Raw genomic sequence first — 21,469 nt, forward strand, 5'->3', positions numbered from 1 at the left:
GGCATCGCACGACAAAGCGGCAAGGGCTTGGCAGCCTGCGCCGCTTTTTTCTTGGCCAGCCCGCGCCCTCGGCGATGTGGCGCTGGCACTGAAAGGACACTTTCCATGCGTTCAATGACGACCCGGGCTTTGTGGATGGGCGCCGTGCTACTGGCCCTGGCAGGTTGCGGTGAAAAGAAGACCGAACTGGGCCAGGGCGGTTCTGTGGTCACTGGCTCGGCAGGGCCGGCGGGGGCCAGCAACGCTGCGCGCGAACTGGTGCGCTGCGAGGCGCCCGTGGCCACGCTGGCGCTGGCAGAAAACCCCAGCGGCTACACCATGGGTTCGGGCTACAGCCTCCCGGCATCCCCCGTGCCCCTGGTCAAGCTGCTGGCCCAGCAAAGTGGCTGCTTTCGTGTGGTGGACCGGTCGGCCGGGCTGCGCGGAACCATACAGGAGCAGGATCTCAAGGACTCCGGCGTGCTGCGCAAGAACAACTCCACCGTGGCAAAGGGCAAGGGCTATGAGGCGCAGTACACGCTCACACCCAGCCTCACGTTCAGTGAGCAGGACGCGGGACGGGGCCTGGCGGGCGTGATTGCCATGATTCCGGTGCTGCGCGACATCGCGGGTCTGGCCGGCATGGTGGAGCAAGTCAAATTCAAAGAGGCGCAAACGGCACTGCTGCTGTCCGACAACGAAACCACCGAGCAGGTTGCCGCCGCCACCGGGTCTGCACGCACCACTGACCTGGGCGTGGGCGGGCTCGTGTTCGGCAAGCTCGGGGGCGCAGCGGGTGCGGGCTGGAGCAATACCAACGAGGGCAAGGTCATTGCCGCTGCCTTCCTGGACGCGCACAACCAGTTGGTGGTGCAGGTCAGGGCGCTGCAGGCCAAGGAGCTGCCGCCGCCCGTTCCCACCACTTCAGCCCCGCGTTCCAAGGCCGGGTAAAGAGGGAAGGTGTCGCCCATGGTGCCGACAGCGCAGCACCGGCCCTACAAGCTTCCAGAGTCGGTGCTGGTGGTCATCCACACGCCCGCCCTGGAGGTGCTGCTGATCCGCCGCACGGGCGGTGATGGGCACTGGCAATCTGTTACCGGGAGCAAAGACCGCCTTGATGAGTCGTTTGAAGAAACCGCCCGCCGCGAAGTGGCCGAGGAGACCGGCATTGACGCGCGGGCGCCCGGCTGCCTGCTGACCGACTGGGCCTTGGAGAACGTCTACGACATCTGGCCGCAATGGCTGCACCGATACGCCCCGGGGGTCGTGCGCAATCGCGAGCGGGTGTTTGGCTTGTGTGTGCCAGCAGCTACGCCCGTGGTACTGAGTCCTCGTGAACACGATGCTTTCGAATGGTTGCCGTGGCAGCGCGCGGCCGAGCGCTGCTTCTCGGCCTCCAATGCTGAGGCCTGCTTACTGCTTCCTCGTTTTGTGTAGGCAGACGTTGGTGCGCGCCCCGCACTGCGCGCGGCGGCGCCGGCAGCTCACTTGCGCTGGGCGAGGATGCGGATCAGGTGGTCTGCGAAGCCCTCCGCTGCAGGCGAGGTGGCCCGCCGTGCGGGGCTGTAGAGGCACACGTAGCGCATGACTTCGGGCGACAGGATGCGGCGGCGCACCAGTCCGAGTGGCTTGGCCAGTGCACCCACATAGTCGGGCGCCAGCGTAGCGGCCACATCGGCGGCAGCCAGGCCCATGGCGGTGGAGATGTTGTCCACGATCTCTACGGGGGTCACACGCTGCTCGCTGGGCAGCCCGGTGTGCATCTGCGCCACGCTGCGTTCGTGATCCCGCCCGGCAGCCACCAGTGGGTAGGCGTGCAGCTGCGCCCAGGTCACGTTGCGTTTGTGGGCCAGGGGATGGGTGGGCGCACACCACAACACCCAGGGGCTCTCGAACAGCTGGGTACGCACGATGTCATCGCCACAGGCGCGATCCGGACCCAGGGCCAGATCGGCGTCGCCGCTGGCGACTGCATCGACGAGTTTTTCCACCGGCACGTCGCGAATGCGGATGTGCACCTTGGGCCTGGTTTGTGTATAGGCCTTGATGGCTTTGGGCAGGATCACGCTGGCGACGACCAGTGGTGCTGCGATTCGCACGATGCCCGCTGCGCGGTTGCGGACATCGCTGGCGGCCGACTGCGCTATGCGCAGGTGCTTGAGCACCGACTCTGCCGAGGCCAGAAACTCCCGCCCCGCGCTGGTGATGTCAACCCTGCGCGTGCTGCGCTCAAACAGTTTGAAGCCGAGCGCGTCTTCCAACTCGCTCACGAGTTGGCTTACAGCAGACGGCGTAAGTGCCAAACGCTCTGCGGTGGCCGCGAAGCTGCGCAGTTCTGCCACGTTGACAAAGGCTTCGAGCTGGCGTGGCGTGAAATGGGGCAGAGACATGGCTGTTGCGGTTGAATCGCTGGGATCATGTCATTCATTAGAGCATCTTCACAATCCGTCATGAAGCATTGATTGTGGTCAAGAAGGGCGCTGCAGATACTTCGCGACGGATCGGGCAAGGTTGCCCTGCTCTGTTGTCTGACTGGAGAACTCCCTTGAGCAATGACATGCTGAATGTCGCCGGCATCGCGGTGTCGCCCCACCACTACATCGACGGCCGGCGCGTTGCGTCCGAGATGCGCTTCGATCTGCACTCGCCCATCGACCAGGCGCTGCTGGGCTCCATCAGCGAAGGATCGCCCGCCCATGTGGACGCCGCCGTCACCGCTGCGGCGCGCGCTTTCCCCGCCTGGAGCGCGCTCACGGCGGCGGAGCGCAAACCCTACCTGGATCGTTTCGCAGCCGAGATTGGAAAACGCGCCGAGGCCTTCTGCACGCTCGAATCCAACGACGCTGGCGTGCTGCTCTCGCGCATGAAGCACGGCGTGGTGCCGCGCGCCATGCTCAACATCAGCTGGTTCGCCGAGCATGCGCTCACGCTGCAGGACCGCCCCATCGAGACCGAGCAGGCCACCCACCTCGTGCGCCACGATCCGGCCGGTGTGGTGGCCATCATCACGCCCTGGAATGCGCCGCTGATGTTGGCCACCTGGAAGCTAGGACCTGCGCTGGCTGCGGGTAACTGTGTGGTCGTCAAGCCACCGGAATGGGCACCGCTGACCAGCAGTCTGCTGGCCGACTGTGCGCACGCCGCCGGCCTGCCGCCTGGTGTTTTCAACATCGTGCAGGGCGGGGGCGCCAGCACCGGCGCGCGCCTGGTCAGCGACCCGCGCCTGGCGCGTATCTCGTTCACCGGATCGGTCCCCACGGCCAAGTGGATTGCCCAGTCCGCCGGCGCCAACCTCGTGCCCTGCAGCCTGGAGCTGGGAGGCAAGTCGGCCTTCATCGTGCTGGAGGACGCTGACATCGACAATGCCGCTGCCACCGGCGCACTGATGTACCGCAACGCTGGCCAGGTGTGCCTGGCAGGCACGCGCCTCCTGGTGCACCGCAAGGTGCGCGACGCCTTCGTAGCTGCCTTGCGCGGCCATGTGGAAAAGCTCACCGTGGGCGACCCGCGCGAGGAGGCCACCGAGGTCGGGCCGATCATTCACCCGCGCCAGGTCGAGCGCGTGCACGGTTTTGTGCAGCGCGCCGTGGCCGATGGCGCCACGCTGCTCTGGGGTGGCGCGCACCATTCCTTCGGTGCGCAGTATTACCAGCCCACGCTGCTGGCTGGGGTGCGCCAGGACAGCGAGATCGTGCAGAACGAGGTCTTCGGACCTGTACTCACCCTGCAGGTCTTTGACAGCGACGAAGACGCTATCGCCCTGGCCAACGGCACGGACTACGGCCTGGGTGGCGTCTGCTACGGCGAGGTGGAGCATGCGAGCGCCGTGGCGCAGCAGGTGCGCACCGGCTTCATCTGGGTCAACAGCTTTGGCATCCGCGACCTGGCTGCGCCGTTTGGTGGCATCAAGCGCAGCGGTGTGGGCCGCGAGGGTGGGGACTGGAGCTTCGAGTTCTTCTGCGATGTCAAGGATGTGGTGCTGCCCAAAAAGCCGTTCCGCGCAAGTTTCAGCCATCGCTGACCCCACCCCAATCACATGCAGGAGAACACCACCATGGGAAGCATTGTTGGCGCAGCCATCGTCTCGCACCATCCCGGCCTGATGCAATGCGAAGAGTTTCGCGTGCTGCAGGGCGCGGGGGCCGACTCGGACCTTATCCCCGGCTATGCCCGGCTGCGCGCCAAGCTCGCCGAAGCCCGGCCTGACGTGGTCGTCATCTTCGATTCACACTGGTTTACCACGGGCTACCACCTGGTGGATGGGGCCTCACGCTATCAGGGCAACTACATCTCGGATGAGATGCCCTGGTATCTGCACGGCGTGCCCTACAACTACCGGGGCCATCCAGGATTGGCGCTGGAGATCGAGACCGTCTCGCGCGAACTGGGGGGCTACAACCGCGTCATCAACCATCCCGAACTGGGCCGACAGTACGCCACCATCAACCTGGTCAAGCACCTGCGGTTGGAGCACAGCGACACGCCGGTTGTCACCGTGAGTTCATGCCAGAACTGCGACTGGACGCATTTCGTGAAATCGGGAGAGGCCATTGGCGAGGCCGTGCGCCGCAGCAACCTGCGTGTGGCGCTGCTTGCCTCCGGGGCGCTCAGCCACAAGTTCAACCCCATCGACTGGAAGCCCAACCACCCGCGTATCTTCCATGAGAGCAATGTCTCGCGCCCAGAGAACATCGCGAGTGACAAGGGTGCGATCGAGCTGCTGCAGCAGGGCCGCCATGGCACTGTGCTCGACCGTTGGCAAGGCGAATACCGAAAGCTCCCCTGGGAGGCCTTTGGCGCCCACTACCTGCAGATGGTGGGTGCCATGGGGGGCGCGGACTGCCGCGCGCGGGGTGAGACGCTGTCCGCTTACGAGAACGCGCGCGGCACCGGCAATGTGCATATGTGGTTCGATATGCAAGAGGTGGCGGCATGAATTTCGAATTCCCGCTGAAAGAACTGCCCGCCGTGATGCGTGGACCGCGCATGGAGCGCCGCCGCGTTCTGGTGGGTGGCAGTGCCTGCTGGGGCAGCATTGTGGAAGAGGGCGCACAACAAGGGCAATTGCGCCTGGACGATGGCCGCGTGGTGGACTTGGCGACCGTGCAGCACCTGCCACCGGTGTCGCCCAGCAAGATCATCGCCGTGCACATCTCGTACAGCTCGCGCAGCTTCGAGACGCGCAACCAGCCCAGGCCGACCGAGACGCCCACCTATTTCACCAAGCCGCCGACTTCGGTCAACGGCCATGGCTGCGAGATCCACAAGCCCGCTGACAGCCTGTACCTCAACTACGAAGGCGAATACGCCATTGTCATTGGCAAGACCTGCCGCAACGTGTTGCCCGATGAAGCCTGGGACTACATCGAAGGCTTTTGCTCTGCCCTGGACATGGGCCTGCAGAACTACCGCGACACCGACCAGGGCAGCATGCTGCGTGTCAAAGGCGCGGACACGCTGCTGCCCATCGGCCCCGGCATTGTGCGCGGCGTGAACATTTTCGAACAGACGCTGCGCACCTATCGCAACGGTCTGGTGGTGCAGGAGGCGCACATCGGCGACGAGACCATCTGGGGCCCGCACTACGTGGTGGCCGATATCGCACGCCACATCACCCTGGTGCCGGGCGACGTGATCCTGATGGGGACGCCTTGTCATTCGCGCTCGGTAGACCCGGGCGACCTGGTGGAGTGCGAGATCACAGGCCTGGGGCGCCTGGCAGGCACGGTGGTTGCCATCCCGGCGCCGCGCGCGTCAGCCCTGGGCGTAGGCCACCAGCCCACCGATAGCCCCGAAGTGCGGCGCGTCGCCTTTGGATTTGACGAACGGGTGCCCGACCCCTTGAAAGCGAACTACCGGCAGGCGGCAAGAGGCCAGACCCCATCGCCCTAGTGCTCCGCCTTTGCTTTTGCTTCCCCCGTGATCACGCCACAACAACCTGGAGACAAACCATGAAACCTTCCTTTTCCGCTCCGCGCCGCAATGTTTTGCAATTTGCACTGGCGGGTGCAGCTGGGTCTTTGCCGCTGATGGGCCGTGCGCAGTCCATCGACACCGTCAAGATACTGGCCGGTTTTGCCGCTGGCGGCACGGTAGACACCCTGGCCCGCCGTGTGGCCACCCAGCTGGCACCGGCCTACGCCAAGTCGGCTGTGGTGGAGAACAAGACCGGGGCAGGCGGGCAGATCGCCATTGCGACCCTCAAGGCGGCTCCGGCAGACGGTGCCACGCTGCTGGTCACCCCCATGTCCATGTTGGGCATCTACCCCCACACCTACAAAAAGCTGCCCTACGACCCGGCGGTCGATGTCACTCCCGTCTCGCTGGGCGTGGTGTTCGACATGGGATTTGCCGTGGGGCCACAGGTGCCAGCGTCGGTAAAGACCCTGCCGGAGTTTCTGGAGTGGTGCAAGGCCAACTCGAACGGCGCTAATTTTGGCTCTCCTGCGCCAGGCTCGGTCCCTCACTTCGTGGGTGAACTCATCGCCCGCGCCGGCAAGGTGGACATGAGGCACGTGGGCTTTCGCGGATCGCAGCCTGCCATTCTGGATTTGATGGGCGGCCAGATTGCCGCTGTGTCGGCCCCCGTGGGCGAGTTCTTGCCCCACCTGGCGGGCGGCAAGGTGCGTCTGTTGGCCACTTCGGGTGCCACACGCAACAAGTTCGTGCCCGGTGTGAGCACACTGGTGGAGCAGGGCTTCAAGGACATGGTCTACGGCGAGTGGTTTGGTTTCTTCCTGCCGGGCAAGGCACCTGCGGATCTGGTGCAGAAGGCCAACACCGCCATTCGTGCCGCGCTGGCCGACAAGGAGGTGATCGCCGGGCTGGCTGCCATGGGGCTGGAGGCCCGCTCGTCCACGCCGGCCGAGCTGGCGGCGCTGCTCAAGGCCGATGGCGAGAAGTGGGGCCCCATCGTGAAGGCCATCGGCTTCACCGCTGAGTCTTGAATGCACCCCCTGAGTCGCTTCGCGCCTTCCCCCTCAAGGGGGACGCCGCCAGCGCGGCGGGGCGGCCCTTGCGCGGCGGCCGCTGGCCTTGGTCGCGCCGGTCTTCGCGCGGTTGCCACGGTGCACAACCCTGAAGAGAGAACAACAGATGTTTGACGACGCAGTGATCCAGCAACTGGCCCGTGAACTGCACCAGGCCGAGAAGACCCGCGTGCAGGTAGAGCATTTCTCCAGGCGCTACCCCGGTATGACGGTGCAGGACGGCTATGCCATCTCGCGGGCCTGGGTGGCGATGAAGATCGCCGAGGGCCGCACGGTGCGCGGCCACAAGATCGGGCTGACCTCGCGCGCCATGCAGGTCGCCAGCCAGATCACCGAACCTGACTTCGGCACGTTGCTGGACGACATGTTCTTTGCCGAAGGTGGCGACATACCCCTGCAGCGCTTTATCCTGCCGCGCGTGGAGGTGGAGCTGGCCTTCGTGCTCAACAAGCCGCTGCGTGGAGAACCTGGGCGCCCTCCGCTAAACATCTTCGACGTGCTGGCCGCCACCGAGTACGTGGTGCCTGCCATCGAGATCATCGACGCGCGCATCGAACAGCACGACCGCCACACGGGTGTGATGCGCAAGGTGTTCGACACCATCTCCGACAACGCCGCCAACGCCGGCATCATCACCGGCGGACGCCCGGTGCGCCCCGATGCGGTGGACCTGCGCTGGTGTGGCGCACTGCTCTACAAGAACGGCGTGATCGAAGAGTCCGGGCTGGCGGCTGCCGTGCTCAACCACCCGGCCACGGGCGTGGCGTGGTTGGTCAACAAGCTCGCCCCGTATGGAGAAGGCCTGGCGGCGGGGGAGGTGGTGCTGGGTGGCTCCTTCACGCGCCCCGTGGCCGCCGCAGCGGGCGACACCTTCCATGCGGACTACGGGCCGCTGGGCAATATCGCCTTTCGCTTTGTTTGAGGGCTTGGGTATGCACACCCCTGTGAACACCTTCAAGGCAGCCCTGGCTGCGCACACGCCGCAGATCGGTCTGTGGTTTGGCCTGGCCCATGGTTATGCGGCCGAGCTGGTGGCGGGTGCCGGTTTTGACTGGTTGCTGCTCGATGGCGAACATGCCCCCAACGATGTGCCGCTCATGCTTGCCCAATTGCAAGGTATTGCCAGCGCGCGTGCCCTGTTGGGCACCGGGCCCCACCCGGTGGCGCGCGTGCCCGTGGGCGACGCGGCGTTGATCAAGCAGTACCTGGACATTGGTGCGCAGACGCTTCTGGTGCCCATGGTGGATACCCCCGAACAGGCCGCGCAACTGGTGCGCGCCATGCGCTACCCGCAAGACGACGGGCAAGGTGGCATCCGTGGCCTGGGTGCAGGCCTGGCGCGTGCCTCGCAGTGGATGCGCTACCCGGGCTACCTCACGGAGGCCAATGCCCAGGTCTGTCTGCTGGTGCAGGCCGAGAGCACGCTGGCCATTCAGAACCTGGATGCGATCGCTGCCACGCCGGGGGTGGATGGCGTCTTCTTTGGCCCGGCGGATCTGTCAGCCAGCATGGGTCACGTTGGCAATCCAGGCCATCCTGATGTGCAGGCCGTGATCGAAGACGGAATACGCCGCGTGCTGGCAGCGGGTAAGGCCCCGGGCATTCTGATGGCCGACGAGAAGCTGGCACGCCGCTATCTGGAGCTGGGCGCCGTCTTCGTCGCTGTGGGGGTGGACACCAGCGTTCTGGTGGCGGCCACGCGGGACCTGGCGGCACGCTACGGCAGGCCGGTGAGCCTGGCTCCCTCCAGCAATGCACGATCGGTGGCCGTGTACTGATCCTGGCAGGCGCAGGGCCAGCGACCGGGGGCCTACCCTGGTGGCCGCAGCCGAAGCTTGTCCGCTGGATTGTCTGGCGCAGCGCTGGCAGCGCTGGCAGGAGCCCTGGGATCGTCGCCCAGCGGCGGCCGGGCCGCTGAAGCTGGCTCGGCGGCGTTGCGCGAGCGGATGGCCACGCCCCCTGGGTGCCGCTCGCTGTCCTGCCCCAGGATAGCCCGTGCCGGGGTGGAGCCCACGCGGGCGCGCAGCGCGTCAATGGCCTCCTGCAATGGCTCGGGCGAGGCCATGCGTGCCCGGTGGCGCAGCAGCACCTGCTGGGACATGTCCACCAGCTTGGAGTTGAGCGTTCGCTCGGCCTCTGCCAGCAGATGATGGACGGCACCGGTCGGGTCTCCGTGCAGGCTTTGCGCGATGGCGGCCTCGGCGGTTTTGTTGATGTGGACCAGGCATTCGCGCACCAGGTCGCCATACGGCGTGTGCAGGTTGCAGGCGTTGGCCAGAAGCTCGGTCAGGCCGCGCGTGTTGGCATAGCGCATGCCCAGCGCACGCACCCAGCCTTCGCCGTCGGCCAGATCAATCGACGTGACGGCCAGCACCGCCAGCAGGCTGCCCAGGTTGCAAGCGGCCTCGAAATCAAAGCTGCTGGCCGTGATCTCGCGTGCCATGCTGCGCACCGACTCCACTGCTTGCGAGAACTGCCGCTGCTGGATGAGCTGCAGCGTGCGGGCCACCTCGGCAAAACGCTGCACGCGGGCGCTGCCCTGGTGGCGCTCCAGAATGCGGCCAAAGTCGGCCATGCAGCGTTCGATGCCCTTGCGGTCGTTCTCGGCAAAGTACGAGAACGTGAGCAGCACCAGCGACTGGAAGTCAAACAGCTTGGAGTCGATGCCCAGGATGGCAGCCCGCGCCAGCACCTTGGTGGCGGTTTCGCGGTCGCCCATGTAGTACGACATCATCCCCAGCTTCTGCAGCCGCACCACCGAGTCCGGGGTCAGGCCGCTGGCCGTGCGGTAGGTTTCGATGGCCTGCGAGAAATTGCCCAGCTCCACCTGCGCACGGCCCAGCACGTCGTAGGCATCGGCAAACGAGGCGTCTTCGCCAATCAGCTCCTGCAAGGTGGTCACGGCGCGCGCCGCCTGGCCCGACTCGATCTGCGCACGTGCCACGCCCAGTTTGGCCCAGGGCAGGGCCCGTGCCGCGATCACGGCCTCGAACAGGGTACGCGCCTCGTCGTGCCGGCCCAGGCGCAGCAGCAGCTCCGACCCGATGCGGGCGGCGTACAGCCAGTAGGGCTTGCGAGCTTCGAAACGCTCCACGCACAGCGCTGCAGCCTGCTCGAAGTCCTCGGCCTCGATGGCATCGAAAATAGGCTTGAGGTGGATCTTGCGCAGGCGCGCCAAGCTCAGCCGCTCAAACAGCGCGCTGGGGGTGAAGGGCTTGAGCAGATACCCGTCCAGCGCCGACTCGGCGGCCTCGGCCACGGCGGCATACGACGCCTCGGCCGTGACCATGAAAAACACGGTGGAAAACGGCAGCAGCTGTGCGCGCCGCAGATCGTCCAGCAAGGTCTGGCCCGAGTAGCCGCCTTCGCCAAAGTATTGTTCGCACAGCACGTAGTCAAACACGGTGTGCTCCAGCCGGTTGCGTGCGTCCTGCACACGGCTGCATTGCACGATGCGGGTCACGCCGTACTCACGCAGCTGCCCCACCAGAATGCTGCGTGATGTGGCATTGCTGTCAACAATCAAGGCCAGCACCTGGGGTGGGGCGGATTGTTCTTTCTCGGTTGCCATCGGTGGTGTGTACCGGCCCTGCTGCTGGCGTGGATAGGGGAAGCCCCCAGTGTAAGGGCGACCCGCACGGCGCAAATGCCGGGCAAACCCGCTGCGTGCGCGGCTTGCGACACAATCCCCCATCGCAGGCCCGGCATGGGGACTGGCAAGCGCGCTCAACTACTCCGATGAGGCTCATGGAACACGACGACATTCTGCGGGTGGCCACCTACAACATCCACAAGGGCGTACAAGGCATCGGCCCGGCGCGCCGGCTGGAGATCCACAACCTGGGGCTGGCGGTGGAGCAGCTCGACGCCGACATCGTCTGCCTTCAGGAGGTGCGCAAACTTCACCGGCGGGAACAGGCGTATTTCCAGCGCTGGCCCGAGTTGCCCCAGGCCGAGTTCCTGGCCCCCGAGGGCTACGAGGCGGTGTACCGCACCAACGCCATCACCAAACACGGCGAGCACGGGAATGCCCTGCTATCGCGCTGGCCCGTGATCGGCCACCAGCACGAAGACATTTCCGACCACCGCTTCGAGCAGCGGGGGCTGCTGCATGTGGAGGTGGATGCCCATGGCCGCCGCGTGCATGTGATCGTGGTGCACCTGGGGCTCATCCCTGGCAGCCGCATTCGCCAGATCGAACGCTTGCAGCGTTTTATCGAACGCGAGGTTCCCGGTGGCGCCCCGTTGGTGGTGGCCGGAGACTTCAACGACTGGGGCCAGCAGATCAAGCGCATGCTCGCGGGCTATTTTCTGTACGAGTTTGATGCACCGCGCACCTTCACCTACCCGGCTCGGCTGCCGCTGGCGCAACTGGACCATGTCTATGTGCGGGGCCTGACGCCGCTGTCCCTGCACGTGCCCAAGGGCCGCATCTGGTGGCGCATGTCCGACCATTTGCCGTTGATTGCCGAGTTCAGGCTGTGATGCTCCCCCCCTGTGTCGCCTCCGGCGCCTTCCCCCTGAGGGGGACGACACCCACGCTGCGGGGCGGCCCTTGCTTGGTGTCCCGCGCCTTGGTCGCGCGAGTTTCGCCGCGAGTTGGTGGCGGCCTGCAGAGATGAGAAGAAAGTCTTCCGCCACGCTGCGTGGATTCGAGTTTGCCGATGACCACCAGGTGCGCCTGCTGCAGGGGGCCGAGGAGCTGTTCCCTGCCTTGATCGAGGCCATGGATGCGGCCTTGTCGGACATCCAGTTCGAGACCTACATTTTTGACTTCACTGGTGCAGGCGCTGCAGTGGCCGAGGCGCTGATGCGGGCTGCCGCGCGCGGCGTGCGCACCCAGCTGGTGGTGGACGGCGTGGGCACCGGCGCCTTGCCGCACGACTGGGCGCAGCGCCTGCAGGCGGCCGGCGTGCAATACCGCGTGTACTCGCCGCTCGGCCCGCTGGGGTTGCTGCTGCCGCACCGGTGGCGCAGGCTGCACCGCAAGCTGTGTGTGGTCGATGGGCGCATGCTGTTTTGCGGCGGCATCAACGTGCTGGATGATTTTCACGACCCCAACTACGGCACGCTGGATGCGCCGCGTTTCGACTTTGCGGTGCTGGCCACGGGCAGCCTGGTGGCGTCGGCCAGCGAGACCATGGACCAGCTGTGGTGGCGCATGCAGGCCGTGCGCGACGCGCGCCAGCGCCGCCTGCCTGAGGCCTTGCAGGCCCTGCGCGCGGCCAGCGCCGCCCAGCACGCGGCCCGGGTCGCCCAGGCAGGCCCGCCCATGCGGGCTGCGCTGGTGCTGCGCGACAACGTGCGCAACCGCAGCCGCATCGAGAAGGCCTACCGCAAGGCCATTGGCGCGGCGCGGCACGAAGTGATCATCGCCAACGCGTATTTCATGCCCGGCGGCAAGCTGCGCCGTGCGCTGGTGATGGCAGCGCGCCGGGGCGTGCGCGTGCGCCTGCTGCTGCAGGGGCGTTATGAATACTTCATGCAGTACCACGCGGCGCGGCCGGTGTATGGCGCGCTGCTGGAGGCGGGGGTGGAGATTCATGAATACGCGCCCAGCTTTTTGCACGCCAAGGTGGCTGTCATCGACGCGCTGGGCGACAAACCCTGGGCTACCGTGGGCTCGTCCAACCTCGACCCCCTGAGCCTGCTGCTGGCGCGCGAGGCCAACGTGGTGGTGGAAGACGCCGCCTTTGCCACCGACCTGCGCCAGCGCCTGGTGCATGCCATGCAGCATGCTGGCCGGCGCATGGACCCGGCCCGGTACGCAGGCCGCCCCCTGCGCCAGCGCGTGCTCGACCGCGTTGCCTTTGGCCTCATGCGGCTGGCGTTGTGGGTTACCGGAAACAGGTATTGAGCAGGCCACCATAGGGCGCTGCGCGCCCCGCACGCGCCATTTGCCTGCGCCTGGGCCGTGGGCAGGTGGCATGAACGACGGAATCCTGCAAGGCATTGTGCTATTGTTTTGATAGCTTTTTGCGCTTGTCCATCAAGCGCTGGATGCCTAAAACCCTTGAAATCCATGCGCCAGCGTTCGCTGTTACGATTCTGGCCATGTCCAGCCAACCCGCCGCCGATATGACGCCCACCCCGCCGGATGATGAAGGCACGCCTGTCTCCGTGAAGATTCGCGAACGCCTTGCCGCCGCCCGCAAGCGCTTTCACGCCAATGACAACATTGCCGAATTCATCGAGCCCGGCGAGCTGGAAAAGCTGCTCGACGAGGTCGAAGTCAAGATGCAGGGCGTGCTCGACAGCCTGGTGATCAACACCCAGGGCGACCACAACACCAACAACACCGCGCGCCGCGTGGCCAAGATGTACCTCAACGAGGTGTTCAAGGGCCGCTACGTGGCGCAGCCGCCCATCACCGAGTTCCCCAACGCCGAGCACCTCAACGAACTGATGATCGTGGGCCCGCTCACCGTGCGCAGCGCCTGCAGCCACCACTTCTGCCCCGTCATCGGCAAGATCTGGATCGGCGTGATGCCCAACGAGCACACCAACGTGATCGGCCTGAGCAAATACGCACGCCTGGTGGACTGGATCATGGGCCGCCCCCAGATCCAGGAAGAAGCCGTGGTGCAACTGGCCGACTTGATCATGGAAAAGACCCAGCCCGACGGCCTGGCCATCGTCATGGAAGCCAGCCACTTCTGCATGTCCTGGCGCGGTGTGCGGGACAACGACAGCCGGATGATCAACTCGGTCATGCGCGGCGTGTTCCTCAAGGACAGCGCTCTGCGTCGTGAATTTTTGTCCCTCATTCCTGGAAAGAACTGACCATGCTGGTACGCCTGCTTTACGCCAGTCGCGCGGTCGATACCTCGCCCGCCGCCATCGAAGCCATCCTGACGCAGTCGCGCCAGCACAACCCAGGCTCCGGCATCACCGGCGTGCTGTGCTACGGCGGCGGCGTGTTTCTGCAAGCCATCGAGGGCGGGCGCTCTGCGGTGAGCGAGCTGTATGGCCACATCCAGAAGGACCCGCGCCACAAGAACGTGGAACTGCTGCACTACGAAGAAATTGCCGAGCGCCGCTTTGGTGGCTGGACCATGGGGCAGGTCAACCTGTCCAAGATCAACCACTCGATCCTGCTCAAGTATTCAGAGAAGCCCGAACTGGACCCGTATGCGGTGTCGGGCAAGGTGTCGTTTGCGTTGCTCGAAGAGTTGATGGCCACGGCCTCCATCATCGGCCGAGCCTGAAAAGCGGGGCGCTTTGCTACTGCGCCAGCCGATTCCGGGCCTGCTGTGCTCGCCGTACGAGAGTACGGCTGCGCGCATCGACCCAGACTAGGCTGGCTCGCTACGCAAATCGCCCCACTTTTCTTCGCAGCCAGCAATCACGTTTTGCAGCCGCAGCCGCCCAGAAGGCGCTGCGGCTTTTCTGTTCAGGCCGTTCTTTTTCCCGCCCGTGACCTTCACCGCCTTCGCCCTCATCATCCTCGCTGGCCTCATCCACGCGTGCTGGAACATCGTGGCCAAGAAGGCCGGGGGGGACTCGCGGTTCGCGTTCTTCACCTCGGTGATCATGATGGTCGTCTGGGCGCCGCTGGGCTGGTGGCTGGGGCGCGATGCGGTGCCGCAGTGGGGCGCGGTGGAGTGGGGTTTTGTCGCCGCCAGCGGGCTGCTGCATGTGGCGTATTTCGTCATCCTGCTGCGCGGCTACCGTGTGGCGGACCTCACCGTGGTCTATCCGCTGGCGCGCGGCTCGGGGCCGCTCTTGTCGTCGCTGGTGGCCATCACGCTGCTGGGCGAGCAGATCTCGGCGCTGGGAGCCTTGGGCATCGTGGGCGTGGTGGGGGGCGTGTTTCTGATCGCGGGCGGCCCGGGCCTGCTGCGCGCCGCTCATGACCCTGCCGCGCGGGCGCGGGTGCACAAGGGCATGCTGTACGGCCTGCTCACGGGGGCCTTCATTGCCGGCTACACGGTGGTCGACGGCTATGCGGTCAAGTTTCTGCTGATGTCGCCCATTCTGGTGGACTACATGGGCAACTTTGTGCGTGTGGGCCTGCTCGCGCCCGTGGTGCTGCGCGACCTGCCCACGGCCCGCACGCTCTGGCTGGCGCAGTGGCGTTTTGCGCTGCTGGTGGCGGTAGTGAGCCCAGTGGCCTATGTGCTGGTGCTGTACGCCATGCAGCAGGCGCCCCTGTCGCACGTGGCCCCAGCGCGCGAGGTGTCCATGCTGTTTGCAGCGCTGATTGGCGGGCACCTGCTGGGCGAGGGTGACCGCGTGGCGCGCATTTTTGGCGCGCTGTGTATTGCGGCCGGTGTCACGGCGTTGGCACTGGGATGACGGCCGCCGCACCACAAACCCTGCTGCTGGGCTGCGACTTCTCCAGCAGCCCCACGCGGCGCAAACCCATCGTGCTGGCGCTGGGCCAGCGCCAGGGCGCGCGCGTGTCGCTCACCGCGCTGCAGCCGTTCGACACCCTGGCCGCGTTCGGCCAGTGGCTGGCCCAGCCCGGCGACTGGGTGGGCGGGTTCGACCTGCCCTTTGGCCTGCCGCGCGAGCTGGTGCAGGCGCTGGGCTGGCCCACCGACTGGCATGCCTGCATGCTGCACTACCGCAGCCTCAGCCGCGGGCAGATCCGCGCGCAGTTTGCGGCGTTCTGCGATGCCCGCCCCGTGGGCGGCAAGTTTGCCCACCGCGCCACCGACGGGCCCGCAGGCTCCAGCCCCTCGATGAAATGGGTGAATCCGCCCGTGGCCTACATGTTGCACGCGGGCCTGCCTCTGCTGCTGGATGCGGGTGTGCATCTGCCCGGCCTGCACACTGGCGACCCCCACCGCGTGGCGCTGGAGGCCTACCCCGGCCTGCTGGCGCGCGAGGTACTGCAGCGCCGCAGCTACAAAAGCGACGACCGCGCCAAGCAGACCCCCGACCGCCTCATCGCCCGCAAAGACCTGGTCAACGCGCTGGAGCTGGGCCAGACCCGCCTGGGCCTGCGCCTCAAGCTCAGCCACGCCCAGCGCGACACCCTGGTGGATGACGCTAGCGGCGACAGCCTGGACGCCGTGCTGTGCCTGCTGCAGGCCGCCTGGGCCGAGCAGCGCCATGCCGAGGGCGATGCGCTCTATGGCCTGCCCCCAGGGCTGGACCCGCTCGAAGGCTGGATCGTCACAGCGGACAAGCCCTGACCAACGATTCCGCCGCTTTTCAGGGCATCGGCCCTGCGCAGGCTCAGTAGCATGGGGTGCAGTCGCTGGATGCTTTGTTTGCCCATGCCTTTCGCCCCCCGCTTTTTGTTCGCGCTGGTCCTGCTGGACCCGCTGCTGGTGCAGGCCGCCCCCGCGCCCTGGTTTTACTGGCGCAGCTTGGTCGATGGCCAGCGCGTGTGTGCACAAACCTCGCCCGGCCACGGCTGGGAGCGCGACAGCGCTGCCTATGAAGGCCCTGGCTGCCAGCCCCGGCGCAAGGTGCTGATCGTGCCCATGCGGTAGCTGTGGCTGGCTGCCAATGGCTTCTGTGATTGCGGTGCTTGTTATAAAAATAATAGCTACTAGCGCTTGCTGGATAAGCGCTAGAGGCCAAAATTGCTTGCATTAATGTGTGTACATTCGATAATGGCACGCATGACTGAATTGATCCTGATCCGCCACGGCGAGACCGACTGGAACCGCGAGCTGCGTTTTCAGGGCCATGTGGACGTACCCCTCAACGCCACTGGCCACGAACAGGCCCGCCGCCTGGCTGAGCGTCTGGCTGCAGAGCGCCCCGTGGTGCACCACCTCATCTGCAGCGACCTCATCCGCACCCAGCAGACCGCCACGCCCAGCCTGCAGGTGTTGTTCCCTGAGGCCCGCATCGACACCCTCACCGACAGCGCCCTGCGCGAGCAAAACTTTGGCGTGGTGGACGGCAAGCGCGTGGATGACGTCAAGCTGGAGCACGCCGACGCATGGAACCAGTGGCTGCGTTTTGAAGCCGACTACGGCATGCCCGGCGGCGAGACCACCCGCCAGTTCCACACCCGCGTGATGGACGCTGTCTACCGCATCGCGCAGCAGCACAGCGGCCAGACGGTGATGGTGGTCACCCATGGCGGCGTGCTCGACATGATCTGGCGCACTGCGCGTGGCACCGGGCTGGACGGCCCGCGCCAGAGCGACATCCCCAACGCGGGGCTCAACCGCGTGCGGGTGAGTGGCGAGGCGGTGGAAGTGCTGGACTGGGCCGATGTGCGGCACCTGGCGGATTTGCCGGAGCAGCCGGTGTATGACCAGACGAAGTTGGTGGTGCGGTGAGGTCAGAGAGTGGGAAGTCGGCTCGGATGGTCACGCGTCATAAATCAAGACTCGCGCAACTCATCTGCGACGGTTTGAAGTGCGTAAAGCATGCCGAAGAGCTCTTCGGGGTGATACCGAAAAGTTGCCTTTTTTAGTGGGGCGCCCTCAGCAATCCACTTTTCTTCAAGCGTTGCGTACTGGTCTTCTGATAGCCCATCATAGCGCTCCCATGGATACCGTAAGGCGACAAAGTTCTGTCCCCATTCCTTGAAAAGGCTTTGGGCATTGTCCGTTAAGCCGGACGGCCCAATTCGCTCTCCTGCCAGGCGGATAAGGCGATCTTGCAGATCTTCCGGCAAGCGTTTGAACAGCTTGTCATATCTATGCCCGTGTGCCTTTTCATGGAGCGTTTTCTCAAAAACCACTTTGAGCAAAAGCTCCATGCCTAGCAAGCGCAGCAAATACTGGGAATCAAATTGATCGCCGTCGTCTGATGCGTTATGGAGTAATTCCGAGTCACTCAATCTTTGAAGTGCCTGCTGGTGCATCAGTCTCAGACGCAACTTGTTGATCTGTGAGGCGGGCTTTTTGTACTTTTCAGGTAGCCCCAATTGCTTGTTCACTAACCGCACCTGCTTCGCCAATCGCACCGACTCCGGCTGCCCATTCACCAACGGCTGCAACACGTTCTGCACCGCCCCCCACTGCCCATTACGCTGCAGCGCATCCACCCAGATCTGGTGGAACAAATCCCGCTGCGCATGGCTGCCGCCAATCTCCACCAGCCGGGGCAGGGCCACGCCCAGCTTCTCCACCGCCGTGGCCCAGTCGCCCTGCGCATGTGCCAGAAGGCCGTGCGCTGCAGGCACACACACCTGCTGCCACACAGTGCGCTCGTGCGCCTCGGTGCGGGTGTTTGCGTGGGCCTCAAGGTTACTTTGCAGTGTGCGTGCGGCCTCCATGCGCCCGGCGCGGGCCAGGCCGTAGAGGTATTGCAGGTCCAGGAAGGGCAACACGTGGTCGGCCAGGCGCAGTGCCAGGTGGTCAGCCACGTCGGTCCAGCGGTCGCCCACGTCTACGCCCGCCAGCTCCAGCCGAGCGAGCAGTGACACGGCGCCGATCTGGTCCTGCGTGTATTCCTTGACCACCCCCCAGACTTGGCTGTCATACAGCGCCAGCACCTCGGCATGCCGGTCCTGCTCCAGCAGAAAGAGCGCCTGGTGCCACCAGTTGTGCGTGACCATGAAGGAGTTCAGGCCCGTCCAGGTGTCGCTCATGCTGGCCATGAAGTCGCCTCCTTCGCGGATGCGTCCCTGCGTCAGCATGACGTGGGCCAGGGCGTGGTGGGCCCAGGGCTCTTTGCGGCAAAGGGCGATGGCGTGGCGGGCGGAGGCCTCGGCGCGGTCGAGCAAATGGCATTGCTCCCAGCCAAAGGCCAGCATGCCGTGCAGGTACGGCACATCGGCGGCGGCAGGTACAGCCTGCAGGGCCAGGCGCAGCATGCCGGGCGAGTCCCCCCGGTTAAATAGATGGTATTGACCGAGTTTGAGCGATGCCAGGTCGCGTGGAAACAGGCGTGCCTGCTCCTCATGCAGCGCAATCGCACGGGGCAGGTCACCGTCCACCCAGGCAGCCACAGCGGCGACAAAACGTTGCTCGCGGTCACTGGCTTGTGGGGCGTTGGCCAGCGCCTGGTTGATGAAGGGGCGCGCGTTGCGCGGCGCGTCGGCCGATTCGGCAAACATGTGCAGCGCCGCGCAACTGGCCTGCACGATGGGGCTGGTGTCTGCGGCTGCGTTCAGTACATTCACCGCGCGGGCTTCGCAGGCGATGAAGCCTTCTACAAAGTCATTCAAGGCCGCCGCGCTGGCGGTGTCCTGCAAGGTGACGGGGTTGCCCAGGCTATCGGTCGTGCGGGTGTGCGTGGAGGATGGCATGGGGCATTGTTAGGGGTGGTGGATCAGCCGCCCTTGATCAGCGTCAGATAGGCCTTGCGGGTGTCGGCAGACACCGAGGCCACGAGCTGCTCGTGCGGCGTCTGGTGGCGCGCCAGCATGCGGGCGGTTGCAATGGTCTTGGATTTGCAGAACCAGTGGCAGGTGTGCTGCATGAGGAACAGTTCGGCCGTCATCATGAAGGCACGGTCCTTGGGCGCAAGGTGGCTGGTGTTCTGCACCACGTGCGCAATGCCGCGCGCGTGAATGGCCAGGGCCTTGCGCATGTCGAAGGTGAAGCTGGGCAATATCTTCTCGGCAAAGGGGATCGCCATTGCCAGGCGGCTGACGCGTGTGGTGGCCTCGGGCTCCTTGGCAAAGTCGGCGGCAAACCGGCTGAATTGCTCGGTGAGTTGCGCCTCGGTGGTGCTCAGAAGGCTCCAGATCTGCTGGCGGCGCTCGTCCGTGCTTTCGCCCAGGGCGCGCAGGTAGCCGTCGGTCAGGGCCTCCATGAGCTTTTCGATCTGGTAGTTGGCCAGGTGGCTGCCCAGCAGCGCAATGCGCTTGCGCTGCTCTTTGGCGTTGAGCATGTAGGTGCCGGTGGCGATCAGGATCGCCAGGATGAGGATGTCCATGCGGTGTGGTGCGTTCGTACAGGGGGTGGGAGAGTGGTGGCCCAGGGTGGCCCGGTGTCTGCCAACAAACCCCCAAGGTTACCAACAACCTCCGGCCATGCTTTCAGCCCGCTGGCGGCTGGGGCCAAGCCCGCTGGGGTTCACGGATCAGCTCGAATGCATGTGCCACCTGCAGCACGCCCAGGTCGTCAAAACGTGCACCCGCAATCTGCAGGCCAATGGGCAGGCCGCTTGTGGTGTAGCCGCAGTTGACCGACGCGGCAGGTTGCTCGGACATGTTGAAGGGCACGGTAAACCCGATGTGCTCTAGCGGGCGCAGCGGGTCGTTGGTGGGCGAGGGCAGTTCGGCCTGGAAGGCGGGCATGGGCGCCACGGGGGAGATCACATAGTCAAAGGCACTGCAGGCCTTCACGGTGTTGACCCGCGTCAGGTGGAACTGGTGGCTGGCGTTGAAGACTTCGGTGCCGCTCATGCCCGCTGCGCTGTCGGCCCAGGTGCGGATGTAGGGCAGCACCTTGTCGCGCCGCGCGGCGGGCAGGGCCTGCAGGTCGATGTGCGAGCGCATGCGCCAGAAGTGGTCCATGCCGTCGAGCATGGCCTGGGTCATGAAAGGCGCCATGGGCACGATGGTGGCGCCCGCCGCCTCCATGAGTTTTGCTGCGCGTTCTACGGCGGCTTTCACCTCGGGCTCCACCGGCAGGCCGCATCCGGCGTCCAGCAGCAAACCAATGCGCAGGCCGCGCAAGCGTTCGGCGCCCTTGTTGAACTGGCTCCACGCGATGTCCTGGTAGGGCAGGCTCATGCTGTCGCGCGCGTCGGGCTGGCTCAGCACCTGCATCATCAGTGCGGCGTCGGCCACGGTGCGGGTCATGGGGCCAGCGGCGCGGCCGGTGTAGGGTGGATCGATCGGAATGCGGCCCAGGCTGGGCTTCAGGCTGAAGATGCCGCACCAGCTGGCGGGCAGGCGCAGCGAGCCGCCTATGTCGGTGCCGATGTGCAGTGGGCCGTAGCCTGCGGCTGCGGCAGCGCCACCGCCGGCGCTGGAGCCACCGGGGCCCTTGCGGGTGTCCCACGGGTTGCGCGACAGGGGGTGAAAGGTGGACAGGCCCGAGGACAACATGCCGTAGTCGGGCATGGTGGTCTTGGCCACGATGACGGCGCCCGCCTCGCGCATGCGGGCGGCGGGCGGTGCATCGGCTGCGGCGGGCACCAGCTCGACGGCGGCCGTGCCCAGGGGCGTTGGATCGCCTTCGGTGGCGATGTTTTCCTTGATGGTGCTGGGCACGCCGTCCAGCGCGCCCTTGGGCTCACCACGCAGCCAGCGGGCTTCCGATTCGCGGGCTTGCGCCAGGGCCATCTCAGGGCGCAGCAGGTAGGTGGCGCGGATGTGGGGCTCCCACCGCTCAATGTGGGCCAGCACGGCCTGCGTGACCTCGACGGGGGACAGCGTGCGCTGGCGGTAGGCGGCAAGGAGGTCGTGGGCGGGCAGGTCGTGCAGGGCTGTCATGGCGGGGTTTGGGGAGTTTTATCAATAAAAAAGGCTGCTAGCGCTTATTGGTAAAGCGCTGGCAGCTATTATTTTGGGAGCTGTCTGCTTCTGCGTGCTTCAGCTATTCATTGCGTTGTGCGCTGCCCGCGAAACTGGCGCGGCCCAGGCGTGGACAGCCGAGCAAGGGCCGCCCCGCAGCGAGGGCTGCGTC

At 65.7% G+C, this 21,469-nt stretch carries 20 protein-coding genes and 1 pseudogene; 16 read left to right on the forward strand and 5 right to left on the reverse strand.

What is annotated here, in order from left to right:
- Positions 1 to 114: 114 nt before the first annotated feature.
- Entirely contained in the window at positions 115 to 930 is an 816-nt protein-coding gene (locus tag ACODS0_RS15440) for a CsgG/HfaB family protein (RefSeq protein WP_370628622.1), read from the forward strand.
- Between the two features lie 18 nt (positions 931 to 948).
- Complete coding sequence (nudB, locus tag ACODS0_RS15445; protein WP_055399114.1) at positions 949 to 1,416, forward strand: dihydroneopterin triphosphate diphosphatase; 468 nt, start codon at positions 949 to 951, stop codon at positions 1,414 to 1,416.
- A 47-nt stretch (positions 1,417 to 1,463) separates the two neighbouring features.
- On the opposite strand, the gene ACODS0_RS15450 is transcribed toward nudB, so the two are convergent.
- Positions 1,464 to 2,369: a LysR family transcriptional regulator gene (locus ACODS0_RS15450; protein ID WP_488835881.1), complete on the reverse strand. Its 906-nt coding sequence runs from the start codon at positions 2,367 to 2,369 to the stop codon at positions 1,464 to 1,466.
- 155 nt (positions 2,370 to 2,524) lie between these two features.
- Between ACODS0_RS15450 and ACODS0_RS15455 the strand changes: the two genes are divergently transcribed.
- The 6 genes from ACODS0_RS15455 to ACODS0_RS15480 all read left to right on the forward strand — a co-directional run bounded on the left by ACODS0_RS15455 (position 2,525) and on the right by ACODS0_RS15480 (position 8,746).
- Complete coding sequence (locus ACODS0_RS15455; RefSeq protein WP_488835883.1) at positions 2,525 to 4,000, forward strand: aldehyde dehydrogenase family protein; 1,476 nt, start codon at positions 2,525 to 2,527, stop codon at positions 3,998 to 4,000.
- Between the two features lie 33 nt (positions 4,001 to 4,033).
- Positions 4,034 to 4,915 carry a DODA-type extradiol aromatic ring-opening family dioxygenase gene (locus tag ACODS0_RS15460; RefSeq protein ID WP_488835885.1) on the forward strand — a complete coding sequence of 294 codons (882 nt, stop codon included), beginning with the start codon at positions 4,034 to 4,036 and terminating at the stop codon, positions 4,913 to 4,915.
- Positions 4,912 to 5,871: a fumarylacetoacetate hydrolase family protein gene (locus tag ACODS0_RS15465; protein WP_488835887.1), complete on the forward strand. Its 960-nt coding sequence runs from the start codon at positions 4,912 to 4,914 to the stop codon at positions 5,869 to 5,871. The genes ACODS0_RS15460 and ACODS0_RS15465 overlap by 4 nt, the downstream gene beginning before the upstream one ends.
- 59 nt (positions 5,872 to 5,930) lie before the next feature.
- On the forward strand, positions 5,931 to 6,926 hold the full coding sequence (locus tag ACODS0_RS15470) for a Bug family tripartite tricarboxylate transporter substrate binding protein (protein WP_488835889.1): 996 nt from the start codon (positions 5,931 to 5,933) through the stop codon (positions 6,924 to 6,926).
- Between the two features lie 148 nt (positions 6,927 to 7,074).
- Entirely contained in the window at positions 7,075 to 7,890 is an 816-nt protein-coding gene (gene hpaH / locus ACODS0_RS15475; protein WP_121507406.1) for a 2-oxo-hept-4-ene-1,7-dioate hydratase, read from the forward strand.
- Positions 7,891 to 7,900: 10 nt separating this feature from the next.
- The gene (locus tag ACODS0_RS15480) at positions 7,901 to 8,746 is read left to right on the forward strand and encodes an aldolase/citrate lyase family protein (RefSeq protein ID WP_488835891.1); all 846 of its coding nucleotides are present in this window, start codon (positions 7,901 to 7,903) and stop codon (positions 8,744 to 8,746) included.
- A gap of 32 nt (positions 8,747 to 8,778) precedes the next feature.
- Here ACODS0_RS15480 and ACODS0_RS15485 read toward each other — a convergent pair whose 3' ends face one another.
- A complete protein-coding gene (locus tag ACODS0_RS15485; protein ID WP_488835893.1) occupies positions 8,779 to 10,539 on the reverse strand; it encodes a tetratricopeptide repeat protein in 1,761 nt (586 codons plus the stop codon).
- 176 nt (positions 10,540 to 10,715) lie between these two features.
- Here ACODS0_RS15485 and ACODS0_RS15490 point away from each other — a divergent pair, with 176 nt between their 5' ends.
- The 8 genes from ACODS0_RS15490 to ACODS0_RS15525 all read left to right on the forward strand — a co-directional run bounded on the left by ACODS0_RS15490 (position 10,716) and on the right by ACODS0_RS15525 (position 17,218).
- A complete protein-coding gene (locus ACODS0_RS15490) occupies positions 10,716 to 11,453 on the forward strand; it encodes an endonuclease/exonuclease/phosphatase family protein (RefSeq protein WP_055399101.1) in 738 nt (245 codons plus the stop codon).
- 133 nt (positions 11,454 to 11,586) lie between these two features.
- Complete coding sequence (clsB, locus tag ACODS0_RS15495) at positions 11,587 to 12,825, forward strand: cardiolipin synthase ClsB (protein WP_488835895.1); 1,239 nt, start codon at positions 11,587 to 11,589, stop codon at positions 12,823 to 12,825.
- Between the two features lie 197 nt (positions 12,826 to 13,022).
- Positions 13,023 to 13,751, forward strand: a complete 729-nt coding sequence (gene folE, locus ACODS0_RS15500) for a GTP cyclohydrolase I (RefSeq protein ID WP_055399357.1) — start codon at positions 13,023 to 13,025, stop codon at positions 13,749 to 13,751.
- Positions 13,752 to 13,753: 2 nt separating this feature from the next.
- On the forward strand, positions 13,754 to 14,176 hold the full coding sequence (locus ACODS0_RS15505) for a BLUF domain-containing protein (RefSeq protein ID WP_055399097.1): 423 nt from the start codon (positions 13,754 to 13,756) through the stop codon (positions 14,174 to 14,176).
- Positions 14,177 to 14,384: 208 nt separating this feature from the next.
- Positions 14,385 to 15,266, forward strand: coding sequence for an EamA family transporter (locus ACODS0_RS15510; protein ID WP_488835898.1), 882 nt, complete (start codon positions 14,385 to 14,387; stop codon positions 15,264 to 15,266).
- Positions 15,263 to 16,111 carry a DUF429 domain-containing protein gene (locus tag ACODS0_RS15515; protein WP_488835900.1) on the forward strand — a complete coding sequence of 283 codons (849 nt, stop codon included), beginning with the start codon at positions 15,263 to 15,265 and terminating at the stop codon, positions 16,109 to 16,111. Before ACODS0_RS15510 ends, ACODS0_RS15515 begins: the two co-directional genes overlap by 4 nt.
- Positions 16,112 to 16,195: 84 nt before the next feature.
- Positions 16,196 to 16,414 carry a hypothetical protein gene (locus tag ACODS0_RS15520; protein ID WP_218298679.1) on the forward strand — a complete coding sequence of 73 codons (219 nt, stop codon included), beginning with the start codon at positions 16,196 to 16,198 and terminating at the stop codon, positions 16,412 to 16,414.
- Positions 16,415 to 16,546: 132 nt separating this feature from the next.
- A complete protein-coding gene (locus ACODS0_RS15525) occupies positions 16,547 to 17,218 on the forward strand; it encodes a histidine phosphatase family protein (protein ID WP_209817548.1) in 672 nt (223 codons plus the stop codon).
- A 581-nt stretch (positions 17,219 to 17,799) separates the two neighbouring features.
- Here the strand turns inward: ACODS0_RS15525 and ACODS0_RS15530 are convergent.
- The 3 genes and pseudogenes from ACODS0_RS15530 to ACODS0_RS15540 form a co-directional block, all read right to left on the reverse strand.
- A pseudogene (locus ACODS0_RS15530) lies at positions 17,800 to 19,137 on the reverse strand (tetratricopeptide repeat protein); the annotation flags it as partial.
- Positions 19,138 to 19,160: 23 nt separating this feature from the next.
- On the reverse strand, positions 19,161 to 19,769 hold the full coding sequence (locus ACODS0_RS15535; protein WP_055399085.1) for a hypothetical protein: 609 nt from the start codon (positions 19,767 to 19,769) through the stop codon (positions 19,161 to 19,163).
- Positions 19,770 to 19,872: 103 nt separating this feature from the next.
- Positions 19,873 to 21,276, reverse strand: a complete 1,404-nt coding sequence (locus ACODS0_RS15540) for an amidase (protein WP_487255632.1) — start codon at positions 21,274 to 21,276, stop codon at positions 19,873 to 19,875.
- Positions 21,277 to 21,469 lie beyond the last annotated feature (193 nt).

It is taken from the genome of Acidovorax sp. FG60, assembly GCF_057808995.1.